This is a genomic window from Oceanobacillus caeni, from assembly GCF_019037185.1.
GTDB classification, from domain to species: Bacteria; Bacillota; Bacilli; order Bacillales; family Amphibacillaceae; genus Oceanobacillus; species Oceanobacillus caeni.
This window is the reverse complement of the sequence record NZ_JAHHXM010000006.1, coordinates 126,049-142,253: the sequence shown is the minus strand read 5'-3', so window position 1 is coordinate 142,253 and position 16,205 is coordinate 126,049. Positions and strand designations below refer to the sequence as shown.

Genomic DNA, 16,205 nt, shown 5'->3' with positions numbered 1-16,205 from the left:
TTTATGCCTTAAAAAAATCGCCATAAACATTGATTTAGCAGTGTTTTTGGCGATTTTTAGTGTCAAACATGAGATTATATATAGGATTTGAAAAACATGGAAGATGTGAAGTTAACTACATATTTGTTCTTTATAGTGATATTTTATATTTAAATATATTCAAAATGATAAGAAAGTAAGAGATAAATGATGGAAACTAAAGAAAAGTGTTCTTTATAACGCAAAAACAGGAAATTTTAGAACTTTCCTTTCTAAGCATAATGACCTATACTGCAAATGTGCTGTTCTTAATAACAAACAATTTTGGTTTTTAAAGAGAACGGTATATAAAAATCTATACATAAGTGAAGGGGGAATGACCAGATTTTTCTGAGTTAAATAATTATCTCTACCAATGAACGTTCTAAATCATTTCAGGTCTGTCTGAACCACAAGGTGGTGGGGAAGGAGATCAACTGCCATAAGTGCGACTAACCATCAGCGGCGGATGAAGGAAAACTAAGGGGCTTTTTTATTAAAAATTATATTATTGGGGGAATAGAAAATGAGTCTTAAAAAGAAAATTGGAATGGGTGTAGCAACAGCAGCATTAGGATTATCTTTAGTCGGTGGAGGAGTATTTGCTTATTTTAGTGATACGGCAGAATCCAACAATACATTTGCAGCCGGTACGTTGGATTTAAATTTAAATCCTGAAGTCGTTATTGATGTAAAAAATATTAAACCAGGGGATTGGATGAACCGAACTTTTGAATTAAAGAATGATGGTTCATTAGATATATCAAAGGTTTTATTATCAACAGATTATACCGTAACGGATGCAAAAGGTGATAATGCAGAAGATTTTGGTAAACACATTAGAGTTAACTTTTTACGAAATATAGATAAGAGTGGAGCAATAAAACCGAATGACATTATTTATAGCACAACATTACATGATTTGAAAGGTACGGCCCCTGATGCTGTTCAAAAGAAAATTTGGTCTGTTTTTGGTGAAAATAGTGGGCTAAAGGCTGGTTCTAAAGACACATTAAAAGTGCAATTTGAATTTGTAGATGATGGCGACCAAAATCAATTTCAAGGAGATTCATTGCAACTTAAATGGATATTTGATGCTAAACAAACAGCGGGTGAAAGAAAATAATAATTCCATCTGGAAGACGAGTTTAATCTCGTCTTCCCATATACATATCTAACACTTAGGAGGGGATCCTATGAGTTTTAAGAAAAATATCTTGATGGGGATGGCAATAGGGTTGGTTGGAATGGCATTGCTTAGTGGAGGCACTGTTGCATATTTTAATGATAGTGAAGATACAAAGAATGAAATTATATCTGGAACATTAGATTTAGGTGTGACAAATGTAAGTGACGGTGTTCTGTTTGAGTTCAAAAATAAACAGCCCGGTGATGTCTTTCATTATAAATTTGACCTGTCTAATAACGGAACTTTAGATATCGGAAAGGTGACTTTAATTTCCAATCATACAGTTGACGGTAAGAAAGATTTTGGAAGTCAAATAGAAGTTGTTTCGTTAAAAGTTAATGGAGAAGAGAAAATTACTTCTAATAAAAAGGTAACATTAGATGATTTAAAAGGAGTAGAAAATGCAATAGTTCTATTAAATAATTTTCCAAAAGAGAGCCAGAATGTCGAAGTGTTTGTAGAATTTAAATTTATACAGACGGAGCAAAGTCAAAATGATTATCAAGGAAATACGATGAATCTGGATTGGACTTTTGAGGCAATGCAGGTCATGAACGAAAAATAAAAGTTGTAAATTATAGGGGACTATTTTATTTGTAGCCCTAAGCATGTTATTTCTTTAATATTTTTAGAACTACAAATAAATAGCAAAAGGCACAAAATGGATTTCAATAAAAAGGCGGAGATTGTTAGTGAGAATAAGTCGTTTTCGAAAATTAAAATCAAAAAATCAGGGTTTTTGGTTTATAGCAAAAATTGCTCTGATCTGGTATTTATTTCTTTTCTCTACAACTTATTTCACTTCAACAACTTCAGCTGTTTTTTCTAGTAAGGTTGAGCCAAAAGGAAGTATTGAAGCAGCGGATTGGTTGAGGGGACAATATGAGCTTGAATTTGAGAGAAGTGGAAATCCACATAGATCGTGTATGATTGACACCGTTGTAAGAAATATAGGACCCGGAGATATGACGGAAGATGTTATATATGATGTTTTTTACGTTGAAAACGGAAATCCTGTAAAAGGTGAAAAAGTAGGCGAGGGACGAATTAATGCACTAAAAAATAGCGAATCTGAAAAAGTTAGTTATGAAGCAAATAAGACTGGCAGATATGTCTTTATCGTGAACGAAAAAGATAAAAAAGTTGAGAGTAAGAAATTTATTGTTGAATGTAATCCAAATCATAAAACAACGACTAACCCAGAACAGGAAATAGAAGAAAATAATGCTAATAAAGAAGCTGATGAAGAAGTAATTGAAAATAAAGATGAGCAGAATAAGACAGAGAATAAAGCGAAAAGCATTCAAACGGAATCCGCTAAACCTAAACACCATGAAGAACAAGTGAAAGAAGAAAAAACAGAGAAAAGCAGTCAACTCAATCAAACCACAGACAAACCTATTGAACAAAAAACTATAGAAGATCAGGAACCTGCACAAGAACAGCAACAAAAAAAGATAGAAACTAAACCCGAAGTAGAGTCTAGTCAAGAACAGGAAAACAAGGAAGGTGTTGAATAATGAAAAAGAAAACAATATTTAAATGGGTGAATCGAATAATATCTATTGTGCTAATGGTAGTACTCATAGCTGTTGCAGCATTAGTAGTTATAAACAAGGCCTCAGGAGGGGAACCGGAAATTTCAGGGTATCAATTAAAAACGGTTTTGTCTGGTTCCATGGAGCCTGGAATACAAACAGGGTCCATCATTGCAGTAAAACCGATTGAAGGTGAAGAACGTAATAATCTAACAAAAGGTGATGTCATTACATTTATGGAATCAGAGGATAAGCTAGTGACACATAGGATTATTGATATACAGACGAGCGGGGAGAATGTTATGTATACGACAAAAGGGGATAATAACAATGCCCCAGATTCAAATCCAGTATTAGCAGAGAATGTAGTTGCGGTTTATAACGGATTCACTATACCATATCTTGGATATATTTCAACCTTTGCACAGTCACCGAATGGTAGCATTGCCTTCTTGATTATACCTGGATTTCTAATGTTAGGTTATTCTATTTTTATAATTTGGAGAGCATTAAGGGAATTAGATGATCAAAAGAAACCTCAAACTAATGTAACGAATTCCTAATACTTAATGGGGAAGATGTATATGAAAATCCAGGAAAAAGCATTGGCCATCTTTTTAACAAATATACTAATTTTTACCTTTATGGGCCTGGCTACTGTTTCAGCTGAGGAAAATTTGTCCATCGAAGTACTACCACAAAAAGAGTTATTTGATGTAGGTAACATGAAACCAGGGGATTGGGCACCGCGAACGGCTACAATAAAGAATAATGGTGAAATTAGTTTTAAATATACTACTTCAGTAAAACCAGATAGTAAATCATTAAAGCTTTATAACGAATTATTACTAGAGGTTTGGAGTAGTAATGAAGAACTATATAACGGGAAATTATCCGATTTCACGGGATTTTCCCCACGCGCTCTTTCACCGAATGAAGGTGAAAAATTAGAATATGTCCTTCGTTTTCCGGAACACCTTGGAAATGACTTTCAAGGCCTTGATGCTAAGTTCACTATTTATTACACAGCTGAAGGTGAAGCAGATAAAGGAAGTGATTTAGAGACAGTAACAGGGGTAATTGATAGTGATGATGGAAGCGGGGAGAGTATTTTACCGAATACTGCTACGAATATGTTTACTTTTTTAGTAATCGGTGTGCTACTTATTACTGTTGGTAGCATAACTGGTTTACTAGTCTTATACAATAAAAAAACGTAAAGACTTAGATAAAATATGATTATATCTGTAATACAAAACTAGAAGTTTTTCGACAAAACTAGTCACACCAAAAGGCACTAGGAAATAGTATAATAGTCTCAGATAAAAATGAACGTCAGAAAAAAAGGCAAACTTATTGAAAGGTAAGGGCGCAAAGTCACAGGTCTAACGCTTTTTATGCTATGACGGCTGGATTACCTGATTTAAAATGGGGGAAACAAGATGAGCGAGTTAATAAAAAGTGTGACGCTTGATAGTGGTTGGGTTCAATTGATTAAACAGGCAAAGGATATGGGGATAACGAAAGAAGAAATACGAGCATTCTTACTACAACAAGGACAAATAAAATTCACTAAGTAATAGAACAACTCACCTGTTTTATGGTATAATCCCCAATGAAAGTAGGTGAGAAGACTTGATCGGTGAAAAAATTAAACAATTGCGTAAAGAGAAAAAAATGTCAATTTCCGAATTAGCCGAGCGAGCTGGAGTTGCTAAGTCTTATCTAAGTTCCATTGAGCGGAACCTACAATCCAATCCGTCCATCCAATTTATAGAGAAAATTAGCGAAGTGTTAGGTGTAACCGTAAATGAATTGTTAAATAATGAAACAAAACAAAGCATAGAGTATGATACTTTAGATAATGAATGGTTAGATATTGTTCGTGAAGCAATGGATTCAGGAGTAACCAAAGAGGAATTTAGAGAATACCTTGAATTCAGTAAATGGAGAAAGAATAAAATATGATTAGTGGACCGTTTGGCACTCTGCTTTAACGGTTTTTTAGTTTGGGAAAAATCTATAGAAACAAGGAAGGTGACACATGCGAAAAAAATACTGGTACTGGATTTTGACACTAGGATGGATGGGAATTATTTTTTATTCTTCTTCTACTCCTTATGAAAAACAAGATATGAGGCCATTTTTAGGAAACTATATAGATTTATCCTTTTTAGAACCCGTCCTTTCAGGAATTTCTTTTACGTATCATCAATCTGTTGTAAGTGTGGAAACATTAGGTATTGCAGGTTTTATTGAATTTTTTATTCGTAAGGGGGCACATTTTACTGTTTTCTTCTTGTTAACGTGCCTTTTTTATATTGCTCTTAAAAAGGCCACCCATATTCAAAAAAAACAAGCTATTTTAATTTCATTTTTATTAACTTCTGCATATGCTATGGTAGATGAAATCCACCAGGTTATTACGCCAAATCGCACGCCATATATTGGGGATGTATTTATCGATGTATTTGGAGCATTTGTTGCTGTAATTTGTTTTATTATTTTTGGGCAGAAAAGGAAAGCATAATGCTTATCTGCATAGGTCTAACTAAGTTAATTAAAGATTTGTGAATGCCAAATTTCCTGATAGCGGAAACAATTTATTGAAAATAATGAGAAAACTATAGAATAAATTGTAGATATATAGTAAGATACCCTATGTACGTTATTTTTTCTTAAAAAATAATAAATATCGACACAATGTAAAATGAAATATGTCTATTCATCTGGTTTTAGCGATAAATTTGAACAAAAGGCGGGAACCATTCCATGGGGGAACAAGAATTATATAAGCGGATGCTGAAGAAATTAATAGTTGAAACCGAAAATCAACAAATTAAATCAGCCGAAGAGTTGATTCAAAAAATAGTAAAAGAGTTAACAAATAATCAACAATTAAGCGGAAATACACAAATGTAAAAAAGAAAAGCTCGCTAGTGAGCTTTTCTTTTTTTAAAGTGAATAAAAGACCTTCCATGCCTTCATTATCTAAGGCTTATTCCGATGTCGATTCTACTTCAATTTCGATATATTTTGGGTCTAGCTCTACTATTTTAGCTTGGTCGTTTGTTAAATCAACGATCCATTCTGTGAATTTTGTTTCTTGCCCATCTTCCACAAAAACGATAAATTCTACATTTTCTAAGTAATGAATCGTTTCTAGGATATGTTCGGAATTACGAAGAACATTTTCTAGTTTGCCTAGTAAACCATAGTCTACTGTGATAGAAAAACCTTTCATTAATTGTCTTTTTACAATTCCTGTTGTTTTAATGGCTTGTGAAGTTGTACTTCCGTATGCACGAATTAACCCACCAGCCCCAAGTTTAATTCCACCGAAATATCTTGTCACGACAACCGCAGTATCTTTTAATCCTTGTTTTTTTAACACTTCAAGTATCGGTACTCCTGCAGTTCCGCTCGGTTCTCCATCATCATTTGCTTTTTGAATTTCATCATGTTCCCCAATGATATAAGCAGAACAATTATGGGTAGCGTCGTAATGTTTTTTCTTTATTTCCTGAATAAAGGCTTGTGCCTCTTCTTCAGTTTTCACTCGACGCACATATCCAATAAACCGTGATTTTTGTATGATTATTTGGTCATTTCCTTCAGGTTTTACGGTATAATAGGTAGATAACATAGATAATAAATCCTCCTATATGATTAATAATCTTAACATGTAGGGGTAGTAATTCCTAGAATTTTATAGTTAACCCTATCAAAACAGTGGGTATATACGTATAATTATAGTATAGGTTGGTGGGAACGGATGTCAAAGAAATTCGGAGACAATGCATTAGATCATATCATTGATGAGATGATTGATGTTGTCATTTATAGTAAAGATGAAATTTTTGATATTAGTGAATGGGCTCGTTCCGAATACGAACGCCTTCAATTAGAATTGAAAGAGATAAAAAAAAAGGTAATTCAATACATTGAAAATGGCGACCAACTAGAGGTGAAATTTCGTTTTTCCAAACAGCGTTTAGCAGAAGTAAGTAAACTCTTTGACCGATATTCTGAGGATGAAATTCGTAAGGTTTATGAGATTACTCATGGAATGCAGACGAAATTAACGATTATTCGTAAAGAGGAAAAGGATCTTCGGGAAAAGCGTGATGATATTGAAAGAAGACTAGTACAATTAGCTAGTACGATGGAAAGAGCAGAACGTTTAGCTAGTAAAATCACAGTAGTTCTTAATTATTTACAAGAAGATTTTAAACAAGTAAACGAAGTAATTGAAGATGCAAAGGAAAAACAAAAATTCGGCCTAAAAATTATTGAGGCGCAGGAAGAAGAACGTCGGAAAATTTCTCGTGAAATTCATGACGGTCCTGCACAAAGTTTAGCGAATATCTTACTACGTTCGGAGTTAATCGAAAAGATTTATCTCCAAGGTGATGTTTCCAAAGCAATGAATGAAATCAAAAGTATTCGCGGAATGATTCGCTCCTCGCTTGTTGAGGTAAGAAGAATTATTTATGATTTAAGACCAATGGCGTTAGATGATTTAGGACTGGTTCCGACCATTAAAAAATACCTTTCTAACGCAGGTGAATACAACAACATACAAATTGATTTTGTTATGATGGGCACGGAAAAACGCCTAAACCCCAAATATGAAATAGCATTTTTCCGATTGATGCAAGAAGCATTACAAAATGCGATTAAACATGCGGAAGCATCCGTTATCCAAGTAAAATTGGAAATAGGTACAAATTATTTAACTTTAATAGTTAAAGATGATGGTAAAGGTTTTAATACAGAACTAAAAAAAGAACAGTCCTTTGGATTAATTGGAATGAAGGAAAGAGTAGAAAACCTTCAAGGTGAATTATCTATCCAATCAGAGATTGGGAAAGGGACCGTTATTACTATTAGAGTTCCGTATAACGATTCCGTGCTATGATAAGAGACAGAGCAAAAAACGTAATAGATATATATGGAGGAAAATAAGATGAGCGAGGAAAAAATGATTCGAATTGTACTTATAGATGATCATAAATTATTTCGTGAAGGCGTTAAACGTATTTTAGACTTTGAACCTAGTTTTGAAGTAGTTGCAGAAGGTAGTGATGGTTCAGAGGCAGCAAAATTAGTGAAAGAAACTAATCCTGATATTGTTTTAATGGATATTAACATGCCAAATATAAATGGTGTAGAAGCTACAGCTGATTTAGTTCGTTATTTTCCAAATTCCAAAGTAATTATTTTATCCATTCACGATGATGAAAATTATGTTACGCATGCTTTGAAAACAGGTGCCCAAGGTTATCTATTAAAAGAAATGGATGCAGATACCTTAATCGAAGCGATCAAAGTCGTTAGTGAGGGTGGTTCTTACTTACATCCGAAAGTAACTCATAATCTAGTGAAAGAGTATCGTAGACTTGCAAAAGAAAACAATCCTTCTGTGAGTGATAGAGGTATTGAATATCGTAAACCGCTTCATCTATTAACAAAACGTGAGTGCCAAGTATTACAATTACTAGCTGATGGAAAAAGTAATCGAGCGGTTGCGGAAACACTATATATAAGTGAAAAAACAGTTAAAAACCATGTAAGTAATATTTTACAAAAAATGAATTGTAATGACCGTACACAGGCAGTAGTCTCAGCTATCCGAAAGGGTTGGGTAGAGGTTATCTAATAAAAGGATACCCTAGTACATTGTATTAGGGTATTTTTTATTGTGAAAACCTAGTATATGAATGCTTTTTTTCATGGATTCATGTAAAATATTGCTCAAGAATCTTAATTCTAAATAAGGAGAAGATTATTATGAAGGTAGCTGTCATGACTGATAGTACAGCATACATACCAACTGACCTCCGCAAACAAGAGAATATACATATGGTACCACTCAGCGTTGTTTTCGGAGAAGAAACATATCAAGAGGAAATCGATATTTCAACAGATGAATTTTATAAAAAACTAAAAGAAGTAGACGATTTACCAACTACATCGCAACCATCAATCGGATATGTGACTGCTAAGTTGGAAGAATTGGCAAAAGATTATGATGCAGTTGTTTCTATACATCTTTCTAGCGGAATAAGTGGTACATACCAATCGGTAATTAGTGCAGGAGAAATGGTAAAGGGAATCGATGTTTATGCATACGATTCGGAAATCAGTGCGATTGCACAAGGTTTCTATGTACTAGAGGCTGCTGAGATGGCAAAAGCCGGTAAAACCGCTGAAGAAATCATCACTCGTTTAGATGTAATGAAACAAACGTTACGTGCTTATTTTATGGTGGATGATTTAACGAACTTACAACGAGGTGGACGATTAAGCAGTGCTCAAGCTGTAGTAGGTGGCCTTTTACAAATCAAACCAATTCTACACTTTGAAAATAAGGTCATCGTCCCATTTGAAAAAATCCGGACTCGTAAAAGGGCAATTAATCGAATCATGGGTTTACTTGAAGAAGATGCGGCAAAAGGAAAAGAATTAAAAGTTGCCTTTATTCACGGAAACGATGAACAGTCAGCTAAAAACCTTAGGGACTCTTTTTTAGAAAAATACCCAAACATGGATACCATCATTAGTTATTTTGGACCTGTTATAGGAACTCATTTAGGAGAAGGTGCAATTGGTATTGGGTGGTATGTGAAATAAATCCATTGGGTTAGCTGATTTTAGTGTTACCTTTTTTGACAGGAAAGAAAGTATAAAACTTTCTTCCTGCATAAAGGCAACAAAGTCAAACGTCCAGCCTAATACGAGTACTAAATTTTTAAAGGAAAGTGAGTGAATACTATAGTGGAAACAATAACTCCCACACAATTAGAAAATCTATCTAGGATCTTTTCCGGTAGAATTTTATTACGAAGAGAAATTCCACTTAATGAACCTACATTTCAACAGTTCCTCGATAATCAATATTTAATTCCTCAGAAATCCATCATCAAGAAGTTACTTGCTCACCAATGCATGCGATGTGGGAATGAAAAGAAATCCTTATTTGCAAAAATCCCGTGCTCCATATGTAATAAGACACATTTATATTGTAGAAAATGTATTCAAATGGGACGCGTGATGGAATGTGAGCCTTTGTATACATGGGGTGGAGAACCACCAAACTGGTCTACATATAAACAACCATGTACATGGGATGGAACATTAACACAAGGTCAACTACAGGCGTCCAATCATATGGTTCAAGCGATTCGCAGTGGGGAAAAGGAATATTTGATCTGGGCGGTTTGCGGAGCAGGAAAAACAGAAATGATTTTCCCTGCAATTACCGAAACACTCCAACAAGGAAAACGTATTTGTATTGCTACCCCGAGAGCTGACGTCGTTCGTGAGCTTTATCCTCGATTACAGAAAGCATTTGAAGAAGTTCCTGTTCAAGCATTATATGGTGGGAGTGAAACGAAGGATGCAACTGCACAGTTAATCATTGCAACAACCCATCAGTTACTTCGCTTTCAACATGCATTCGATGTTGTCATTGTTGATGAAATCGATGCCTTCCCTTTCCATGCTGATCCTTCCCTTCCCTATTCCGCAAATCGTGCGAAGAAACAAGATAGCACCATGATTTATTTAACAGCAACTCCAAGAAAAGACCACCAAAAGCGAATAGCTAAAAAAACGCTCCCGCATACATTTGTGCCTGTCCGGTTCCATGGACATCCTTTACCGGTTCCTAAAACAAAAATTTGTTTTTCTCTTAAAAAAGATTTAGATGAATATCGGTTACCGAAGGCATTCTATAACTGGCTTCCTAAAAGAGAAAACTCCAAACGACAACTCTTAATCTTTGTTCCTACCATTAAACTAGCTGAGAAAATGAAAGATTCACTTGCTAGTATTTTAAAAAAAGAAAAAGTAATCTCATCAGAAGCGATGCTCACATCCGTTCATGCAGAAGACGTAGATCGGGAAGAGAAAGTAATTCAGTTTAGACAGAAAAAAATAACTGTCATGATTACAACGACCATATTAGAAAGGGGAGTAACATTTCCCTCTGTGGATGTTGCAATAGTGGATGCTGGCCATTCTGTTTTTGATGAAGCTGCTTTAGTGCAAATTGCTGGACGAGCAGGGAGGAGTGCAGACGACCCAATCGGGGAAGTGATTTTCTTTCATGATGGGAAGACAGAGGCAATGGAAAGAGCAATTGCCTCTATTAAAAAAATGAATAAACGTGGAGGATTTGAAACATGAATTGCGCTTGGTGTGATACGGAAATTATTCTTTCATTAAGTTGGGCGAATTTAATTATGCTGGAAAAGGAAGAGATCTTATGTTCCGAGTGTAAGCTAGGTTTAGAATGGATAAATGGGAATCGGTGTGATCGATGTAGTAGAAATACAACAGAAAAAAGATGCGCGGATTGTATGTGGTGGGAAGAAAAAGAGAAGAATGAATCCCTTCAATTCAATTATTCTATTTTCACCTATAATCCATTTATGAAAGAGGTTATTGCAAAATGGAAGTATCGTGGTGATTATTATTTAGGATATATTTTTGAAAATTATTTGATGGAAGCATTTAAAGAAAATTTTTCATTTCTAAAAAAGAACGGGTTTGTCGTTCCTATTCCATTAAGCGAAGAACGATTGCTTGAAAGAGGTTTTAATCAAGCGAAAATGATAGCCGATTTTTTAAAGATAGAAACAAAAGAAATTTTAACAAGATTGCATGGAGAAAAGCAGTCAAAAAAGTCCCGTATGGAGAGAATAATATCGAAAAATCCTTTTTTTATAACGGAATCTATTAACAAACCTGTCCTATTGGTCGATGATATATATACAACAGGAACAACCTTGCGCCATGCGGCTCGACTATTAAAGAAACATGGCTGTCCAAATGTTTACGCATTAACATTGGTACGAGGGTAATTATACGAGAAAAGAGGGTATAAGATGGCAGAATTAGCTAATTGTTCCCGCTGTGGAGCCATCTTTGTCAAGGCACTCCGGGATATTTGTCAAGATTGTTATCATGAAGAAGAGAAAGCTTTTCAAACGGTAAATACATTTTTACGTGATCAGAAAAATCGTAAGGCCACAATGATTGATATAATAAATGCTACAGGAGTACAAGAAAGCTATATCACAAAATTTATAAGAGAAAAACGTTTATTATTATCAAAGTTTCCCAATTTATCTTATCCATGTGAAATTTGTGGAATCGGTATAACGTCAGGTAAGCTCTGCAAGGATTGCCAAGAATCCATTGTAAAAGATTTAAAAAGAGAAGAAGAACTGGAAAGGAAAGTAGAAAGGAACAAAAAGATGAATTCTGTTGCGAATACGTATTATACAATGGATAAGCAAAATAGAAAATAAGTCTTTATTTTTATTGAAATGTGCCGATAATATAAAGTAGAGAAGTTTATGGGAGAAAGGGTGAAGAATTTTGAGAATAAATGGTTCGAATCAGCCAAATTTTAACCCCTATAAAAATATTGTAAAGAAACAAGCGGAAGTTAAACGAGAAATCAATAAACAAGATCAAATTGAAATATCGAAAGAAGCGAAACAATTACAAGAAAGTGAAAGACCAAATGAAAAACGGGCGGAATATGTTCAATCAATCAAGAATTTAGTTCAATCTGGTGAATATAAGGTGGATTCTGAAAAAGTAGCAAAAAAAATGATTGAATTTTGGTCAAATAAGTAAGGGTTATATGTAAAAGGAGGACTTATTATGTCCGTAAAACCTATCATTCAATCGTTAGGTAAACTACTAGAAATTCATAAAGGATTACTTGCTATCTCTGAACAAAAAACAGAATTAGTAAAAGCAGGTACGATAGATAAGTTGCAACAATTGTTAGTGAAAGAACGGAAGCAAATCCGTCTCTTAGAACAAATGGAAGGAAAAAGGCAGCAAGAAGTGGAAGAATGGTTGACTGCACAAGGACTTCCAACAAAGGATGCAACGATCACAACGATATTGGAACATCTTGAAAATGAAACGGAAAAAGTAGAGATTACTAACGTATCGGAACAATTAACTAATTATATAATGAAATTAAAACAACAAGAATCATTAAATCAAACATTAATCAATCAATCATTAGAATTTGTGCAACTATCTTTAGATTTATTAAATCCGTCCATTTCCAATTTGAATTACGGAAAACAAAAACAGGAAAAGAAATCATATAATCGATCGATTTTTGATTCACAAGTATAACACGAGGTAAAGAGGAGAAGACAATGAGTACATTTCGTGGATTAGAAATGGCGAAACAAGCCATATTTACACAACAATCTGCACTTCATACAACCGGGCATAATATTGCAAATGCCAATACGGAAGGATACACGAGACAACGTGTTAACTTTGAAACAAATAAGCCATCCCCTAACGCATCTAGAAATCGTCAAGAGTTACCCGGACAAATTGGTACAGGGGTAAAGGCGGGTTCCATTCAACGAGTAAGAAACCAATTTTTAGACGTCCAATTCCGTGGGGAAAACAGCAAATTTGGTTATTATGAAACAAGGAATGAAGCACTAGCCCGGATGGAAAATATGTTAAATGAGCCGTCTGATACAGGATTGTCAGCGTCAATGAATCAATTTTGGCAGTCTTTACAAGATTTAGCGGTTAATCCGGAAAATGCTGGTGCAAGGTCTGTTGTTCTTCAGCGTGGAAAATCACTTGCAGGTACATTTAATTATCTTTCCGATTCTTTAAATAAAATTCGTGGTGATTTAAAAAATCAACTCGAAGTTACCCTAAAAAATGCAAATACCATGCTTGAGGAAGTCAATAAAATCAACCAAGAAGTAAGAAATTTGGAAACGCATGGATATGCTGCTAATGATTTATATGATAAACGAGACGTATTATTAGATGAACTATCCAAAATTATTCCGATCGAAGTGACGTATGATAAACAAAATAATGGAGATGGGGTAGCAACTGTATCCATTGTTGATGACACAGGAAATGAGATTGCCACTTTAATTGATGGGAAAACGAATACCGTAAATACCTTTTCGGAAACAGGTATTTATTCCGAAGTAAATAAATTGGATGTAGTCTCACAAATAAAAGTTGGAGACACTACCCTTTCAATGGATAAGCTTTTATCTTCAAAAGGTTCTCTAAGCGGACTGATTGAATCACAAGGCTATACATTAGATGGGCAAACAGTAGAAGGAGATTACCCAGTCTTTCTTTCCAAACTAGATGCGATGGCTTTTGAATTTGTTGAAGCATTTAATAATCTACATGGGGATGATTTTTTCGGCTTTGATGGCAACATTACTGATCAAAATGGAGCAGCGGGGGCTATAAAAGTTGTTTTAGATGATCCGACAAAAATTAATGCAGGAAGTGAATCAGGTAATGGGCAAAATGCATTGGATTTAGCTGATTTATTGCATGAACCGTTAACAAATTTAGATGATTCTTCGATGATGGATTTCTATGAATCTGTTATTGGTGATCTTGGGGTTATAGCTGAACATGCAAAAAGAATGACGGAAAATACTACCATCTTGAAATCACAGGTGGAAAATCAACGTATGTCAGTTAGTGCCGTATCATTGGATGAAGAACTTACGAATATGCTTCAGTTTCAACATGCTTATAATGCAGCTGCTAGAAGTATGACGGCAACAGATGAACTACTCGATCAAGTAATTAATCGTATGGGATTAGTAGGAAGGTAGGTGAATAATACATGCGTGTTACACAGGGAATGATTTCGAATAATATGCTTCGTAATTTATCAAACAGCTATTCCAAAATGGATCAGTACATGAATCAGTTAAGTACGGGGAAAAAGATTACTAGACCTTCTGATGACCCTGTCGTTGCCATGAAGGGGATGGGGTATCGTTCTGAAGTTCTTCAAGTAAAGCAATATCAACGGAATACCAATGAATTACATAATTGGTACGATAATTCGGATGCTGCTCTTGATAAAGCAACCAAAGCGATGCAACGTGTGAGAGAATTAGCGGTTCAAGCAAGTAATGGAACGTATGATGAAAATGAACGCAAAAGTATTGCGCAAGAAGTGGCGCAATTAAAGGAACATTTAGTTGAAATTGCGAATACGCAAGTAAATGATAAATATATTTTTAACGGTGCCCATACAGAAGCACCACTAGTGAAAGATAATGGTGCGAACTTCGATGAGTATGTTCCAGTTGAAATAGAAGTTTCTAAAGGAACGTCATTAACTGCTAGCGTAAACGGTCAAGAGGTTTTTGAAGGATTGGTTACGACATTAGATACGTTTGTTAATCATTTGAATAGTAATGATAATGATGGAATTAATAATAGTATCGAAGAAATCGATAAAGGTATCGATAAAATTATTAATTCTAGAGCAGATTTAGGGGCTCGAATGAATCGTTTGGAATTAGTTGAAAATCGTTTAAGTGAACAAGAAACAATTGCTACGAAAACGATGTCCGAAAATGAAGATGTGGACTACCCCCAAACGATTACCGAATTAATAACTCAAGAGAGTTTACATCGTGCTGCACTTTCAGCTGGAGCGCGAATTATTCAACCAACGTTACTTGACTTTTTAAGATAAGAACAAAAGCGCAAGCGCCCGTTTAGCGACGTACGGACTGGACTGAGCCGCAGGAGATAAAGGAAACACGACGAACGGAGTGAGGCGATGTTGACTTATCGCACGGAGGTGAAGGAAGTCTCGCTAGTCGCTGGGCGCTGGAGCTGGACGTGGCCTTTCTGATGATAAGCTTTAATAAGCTAACTTTTTATACATTCTTACTTATTGATAAGGTCCTACCTTCATTTAAAGGGAAGGGCCTTTATTTAACTTTCTGAATCAGGAGAGGATTATGATGCAGTTTCCCCAAATTCGTTTACAATCACAACATGCACAAATTCAATTACATATTAAAGACGCGACACTAGAAATACAACAACCAAAAGCAGATCTTTCCATCCAACAGCCTCCTGCCGAACTATCGATTCAAACAATGCCTGCAAAGCTTGATATAGACCAGTCTCAAGCATGGGCTGAAATGAATTTTAAAACTATTACACAATTGAATCAAGATTTTGCCGCAGAAGGCCGTAATCAATCATTGGAGGGTACTGGAAGACGTGCGAGTGAGGGAGCGGAATTAATGCGGATTGAAAATGGAGGAAACCCATTAATATCCCAGGCGGTAAATAATGCGTTTGAACCGATGAAACAATTGGGAATTACTTTTATTCCTTCCCCATTTTCCGTAAAAATGAACTATCAACCTGCAGAAGTACAAGTAGATGTAAAAGTTAAGAAACCAAAGATCGAAAGCACCCCTAATAAGCCAGTCATTCATTATGAAAAAGGGTCAGTTGAAACATCATTAAAACAAAAAGAGGAACTACAAATAGATTTTGGCAGATAAGAAAGCATAAACTTTCTTATCCTGCATAAGTGCAACTAAGGCATTCGCCCAAAAGCTAGGCGAACGCCAAGTTTTCTAATAAACATTACA

General features: G+C 35.0%; 21 protein-coding genes and 1 riboswitch. Of the genes, 20 read left to right on the top strand and 1 reads right to left on the bottom strand.

All coding sequences use genetic code 11. The features are described from left to right. The first annotated feature begins 544 nt into the window (after positions 1 to 544). The 9 genes from KM885_RS05935 to KM885_RS05895 all read left to right on the top strand — a co-directional run bounded on the left by KM885_RS05935 (position 545) and on the right by KM885_RS05895 (position 5,667). On the top strand, positions 545 to 1,144 hold the full coding sequence (locus KM885_RS05935) for a CalY family protein (RefSeq protein WP_047184767.1): 600 nt from the start codon (positions 545 to 547) through the stop codon (positions 1,142 to 1,144). A gap of 70 nt (positions 1,145 to 1,214) precedes the next feature. Beyond that, positions 1,215 to 1,772, top strand: a complete 558-nt coding sequence (locus KM885_RS05930) for a TasA family protein (protein WP_047184766.1) — start codon at positions 1,215 to 1,217, stop codon at positions 1,770 to 1,772. 127 nt (positions 1,773 to 1,899) lie between these two features. Next, positions 1,900 to 2,727, top strand: coding sequence for an amyloid fiber anchoring/assembly protein TapA (gene tapA, locus KM885_RS05925; RefSeq protein ID WP_047184765.1), 828 nt, complete (start codon positions 1,900 to 1,902; stop codon positions 2,725 to 2,727). Beyond that, the gene (gene sipW / locus KM885_RS05920) at positions 2,727 to 3,308 is read left to right on the top strand and encodes a signal peptidase I SipW (protein WP_047184764.1); all 582 of its coding nucleotides are present in this window, start codon (positions 2,727 to 2,729) and stop codon (positions 3,306 to 3,308) included. The genes tapA and sipW overlap by 1 nt, the downstream gene beginning before the upstream one ends. A gap of 21 nt (positions 3,309 to 3,329) precedes the next feature. Further along, a complete protein-coding gene (locus tag KM885_RS05915; protein ID WP_216883672.1) occupies positions 3,330 to 3,965 on the top strand; it encodes a hypothetical protein in 636 nt (211 codons plus the stop codon). Positions 3,966 to 4,081: 116 nt separating this feature from the next. Next, a riboswitch (cyclic di-GMP riboswitch) is annotated at positions 4,082 to 4,167 on the top strand. A 20-nt stretch (positions 4,168 to 4,187) separates the two neighbouring features. Continuing rightward, complete coding sequence (locus KM885_RS05910) at positions 4,188 to 4,325, top strand: anti-repressor SinI family protein (protein WP_084824045.1); 138 nt, start codon at positions 4,188 to 4,190, stop codon at positions 4,323 to 4,325. Positions 4,326 to 4,380: 55 nt separating this feature from the next. Next, complete coding sequence (locus KM885_RS05905; protein WP_047184763.1) at positions 4,381 to 4,713, top strand: helix-turn-helix domain-containing protein; 333 nt, start codon at positions 4,381 to 4,383, stop codon at positions 4,711 to 4,713. A 76-nt stretch (positions 4,714 to 4,789) separates the two neighbouring features. Continuing rightward, positions 4,790 to 5,275 (top strand): VanZ family protein, encoded by a 486-nt coding sequence (locus tag KM885_RS05900; protein ID WP_060668020.1) that lies wholly within the window; start codon positions 4,790 to 4,792, stop codon positions 5,273 to 5,275. Positions 5,276 to 5,517: 242 nt separating this feature from the next. Further along, on the top strand, positions 5,518 to 5,667 hold the full coding sequence (locus KM885_RS05895; RefSeq protein WP_165589177.1) for a hypothetical protein: 150 nt from the start codon (positions 5,518 to 5,520) through the stop codon (positions 5,665 to 5,667). A gap of 76 nt (positions 5,668 to 5,743) precedes the next feature. Here KM885_RS05895 and KM885_RS05890 read toward each other — a convergent pair whose 3' ends face one another. After that, positions 5,744 to 6,391: a YigZ family protein gene (locus KM885_RS05890; RefSeq protein ID WP_047184762.1), complete on the bottom strand. Its 648-nt coding sequence runs from the start codon at positions 6,389 to 6,391 to the stop codon at positions 5,744 to 5,746. A gap of 129 nt (positions 6,392 to 6,520) precedes the next feature. On the opposite strand from KM885_RS05890, the gene KM885_RS05885 reads away from it, so the two are divergent. The 11 genes from KM885_RS05885 to KM885_RS05835 all read left to right on the top strand — a co-directional run bounded on the left by KM885_RS05885 (position 6,521) and on the right by KM885_RS05835 (position 16,115). Then, a complete protein-coding gene (locus KM885_RS05885) occupies positions 6,521 to 7,666 on the top strand; it encodes a sensor histidine kinase (RefSeq protein WP_145523677.1) in 1,146 nt (381 codons plus the stop codon). 48 nt (positions 7,667 to 7,714) lie between these two features. Next, positions 7,715 to 8,407: a response regulator gene (locus tag KM885_RS05880; protein ID WP_047184760.1), complete on the top strand. Its 693-nt coding sequence runs from the start codon at positions 7,715 to 7,717 to the stop codon at positions 8,405 to 8,407. Positions 8,408 to 8,538: 131 nt separating this feature from the next. Next, the gene (locus KM885_RS05875; protein ID WP_060668022.1) at positions 8,539 to 9,381 is read left to right on the top strand and encodes a DegV family protein; all 843 of its coding nucleotides are present in this window, start codon (positions 8,539 to 8,541) and stop codon (positions 9,379 to 9,381) included. Between the two features lie 435 nt (positions 9,382 to 9,816). After that, positions 9,817 to 10,938 (top strand): ATP-dependent helicase ComFA, encoded by a 1,122-nt coding sequence (locus KM885_RS05870; RefSeq protein WP_338113665.1) that lies wholly within the window; start codon positions 9,817 to 9,819, stop codon positions 10,936 to 10,938. Then, positions 10,935 to 11,615: a ComF family protein gene (locus KM885_RS05865; protein WP_216883671.1), complete on the top strand. Its 681-nt coding sequence runs from the start codon at positions 10,935 to 10,937 to the stop codon at positions 11,613 to 11,615. Before KM885_RS05870 ends, KM885_RS05865 begins: the two co-directional genes overlap by 4 nt. Before the next feature lie 24 nt (positions 11,616 to 11,639). Next, complete coding sequence (locus tag KM885_RS05860) at positions 11,640 to 12,065, top strand: TIGR03826 family flagellar region protein (protein ID WP_047184757.1); 426 nt, start codon at positions 11,640 to 11,642, stop codon at positions 12,063 to 12,065. Between the two features lie 70 nt (positions 12,066 to 12,135). Beyond that, positions 12,136 to 12,399 carry a flagellar biosynthesis anti-sigma factor FlgM gene (flgM, locus tag KM885_RS05855; RefSeq protein ID WP_047184756.1) on the top strand — a complete coding sequence of 88 codons (264 nt, stop codon included), beginning with the start codon at positions 12,136 to 12,138 and terminating at the stop codon, positions 12,397 to 12,399. 27 nt (positions 12,400 to 12,426) lie between these two features. Next, positions 12,427 to 12,918, top strand: coding sequence for a flagellar protein FlgN (locus KM885_RS05850; protein ID WP_047184755.1), 492 nt, complete (start codon positions 12,427 to 12,429; stop codon positions 12,916 to 12,918). A gap of 23 nt (positions 12,919 to 12,941) precedes the next feature. Further along, positions 12,942 to 14,408 carry a flagellar hook-associated protein FlgK gene (gene flgK, locus KM885_RS05845; protein WP_216883670.1) on the top strand — a complete coding sequence of 489 codons (1,467 nt, stop codon included), beginning with the start codon at positions 12,942 to 12,944 and terminating at the stop codon, positions 14,406 to 14,408. A gap of 11 nt (positions 14,409 to 14,419) precedes the next feature. Next, positions 14,420 to 15,286 carry a flagellar hook-associated protein FlgL gene (gene flgL / locus KM885_RS05840; protein ID WP_047184753.1) on the top strand — a complete coding sequence of 289 codons (867 nt, stop codon included), beginning with the start codon at positions 14,420 to 14,422 and terminating at the stop codon, positions 15,284 to 15,286. A gap of 274 nt (positions 15,287 to 15,560) precedes the next feature. Next, positions 15,561 to 16,115 carry a DUF6470 family protein gene (locus KM885_RS05835; RefSeq protein ID WP_216883669.1) on the top strand — a complete coding sequence of 185 codons (555 nt, stop codon included), beginning with the start codon at positions 15,561 to 15,563 and terminating at the stop codon, positions 16,113 to 16,115. Positions 16,116 to 16,205: the final 90 nt, after the last annotated feature.

Bases quoted from the DNA above. Each gene is read 5' to 3' on its own strand.
- KM885_RS05935 (WP_047184767.1), top strand. From the start codon at position 545: ATGAGTCTTAAAAAGAAAATTGGAATGGGTGTAGCAACAGCAGCATTA.
- KM885_RS05930 (WP_047184766.1), top strand. From the start codon at position 1,215: ATGAGTTTTAAGAAAAATATCTTGATGGGGATGGCAATAGGGTTGGTT.
- sipW (WP_047184764.1), top strand. From the start codon at position 2,727: ATGAAAAAGAAAACAATATTTAAATGGGTGAATCGAATAATATCTATT.
- KM885_RS05915 (WP_216883672.1), top strand. From the start codon at position 3,330: ATGAAAATCCAGGAAAAAGCATTGGCCATCTTTTTAACAAATATACTA.
- KM885_RS05910 (WP_084824045.1), top strand. From the start codon at position 4,188: ATGAGCGAGTTAATAAAAAGTGTGACGCTTGATAGTGGTTGGGTTCAA.
- KM885_RS05900 (WP_060668020.1), top strand. From the start codon at position 4,790: ATGCGAAAAAAATACTGGTACTGGATTTTGACACTAGGATGGATGGGA.
- KM885_RS05895 (WP_165589177.1), top strand. From the start codon at position 5,518: ATGGGGGAACAAGAATTATATAAGCGGATGCTGAAGAAATTAATAGTT.
- KM885_RS05890 (WP_047184762.1), bottom strand. From the start codon at position 6,391: ATGTTATCTACCTATTATACCGTAAAACCTGAAGGAAATGACCAAATA.
- KM885_RS05885 (WP_145523677.1), top strand. From the start codon at position 6,521: ATGTCAAAGAAATTCGGAGACAATGCATTAGATCATATCATTGATGAG.
- KM885_RS05880 (WP_047184760.1), top strand. From the start codon at position 7,715: ATGAGCGAGGAAAAAATGATTCGAATTGTACTTATAGATGATCATAAA.
- KM885_RS05875 (WP_060668022.1), top strand. From the start codon at position 8,539: ATGAAGGTAGCTGTCATGACTGATAGTACAGCATACATACCAACTGAC.
- KM885_RS05865 (WP_216883671.1), top strand. From the start codon at position 10,935: ATGAATTGCGCTTGGTGTGATACGGAAATTATTCTTTCATTAAGTTGG.
- KM885_RS05860 (WP_047184757.1), top strand. From the start codon at position 11,640: ATGGCAGAATTAGCTAATTGTTCCCGCTGTGGAGCCATCTTTGTCAAG.
- KM885_RS05850 (WP_047184755.1), top strand. From the start codon at position 12,427: ATGTCCGTAAAACCTATCATTCAATCGTTAGGTAAACTACTAGAAATT.
- flgK (WP_216883670.1), top strand. From the start codon at position 12,942: ATGAGTACATTTCGTGGATTAGAAATGGCGAAACAAGCCATATTTACA.
- flgL (WP_047184753.1), top strand. From the start codon at position 14,420: ATGCGTGTTACACAGGGAATGATTTCGAATAATATGCTTCGTAATTTA.
- KM885_RS05835 (WP_216883669.1), top strand. From the start codon at position 15,561: ATGCAGTTTCCCCAAATTCGTTTACAATCACAACATGCACAAATTCAA.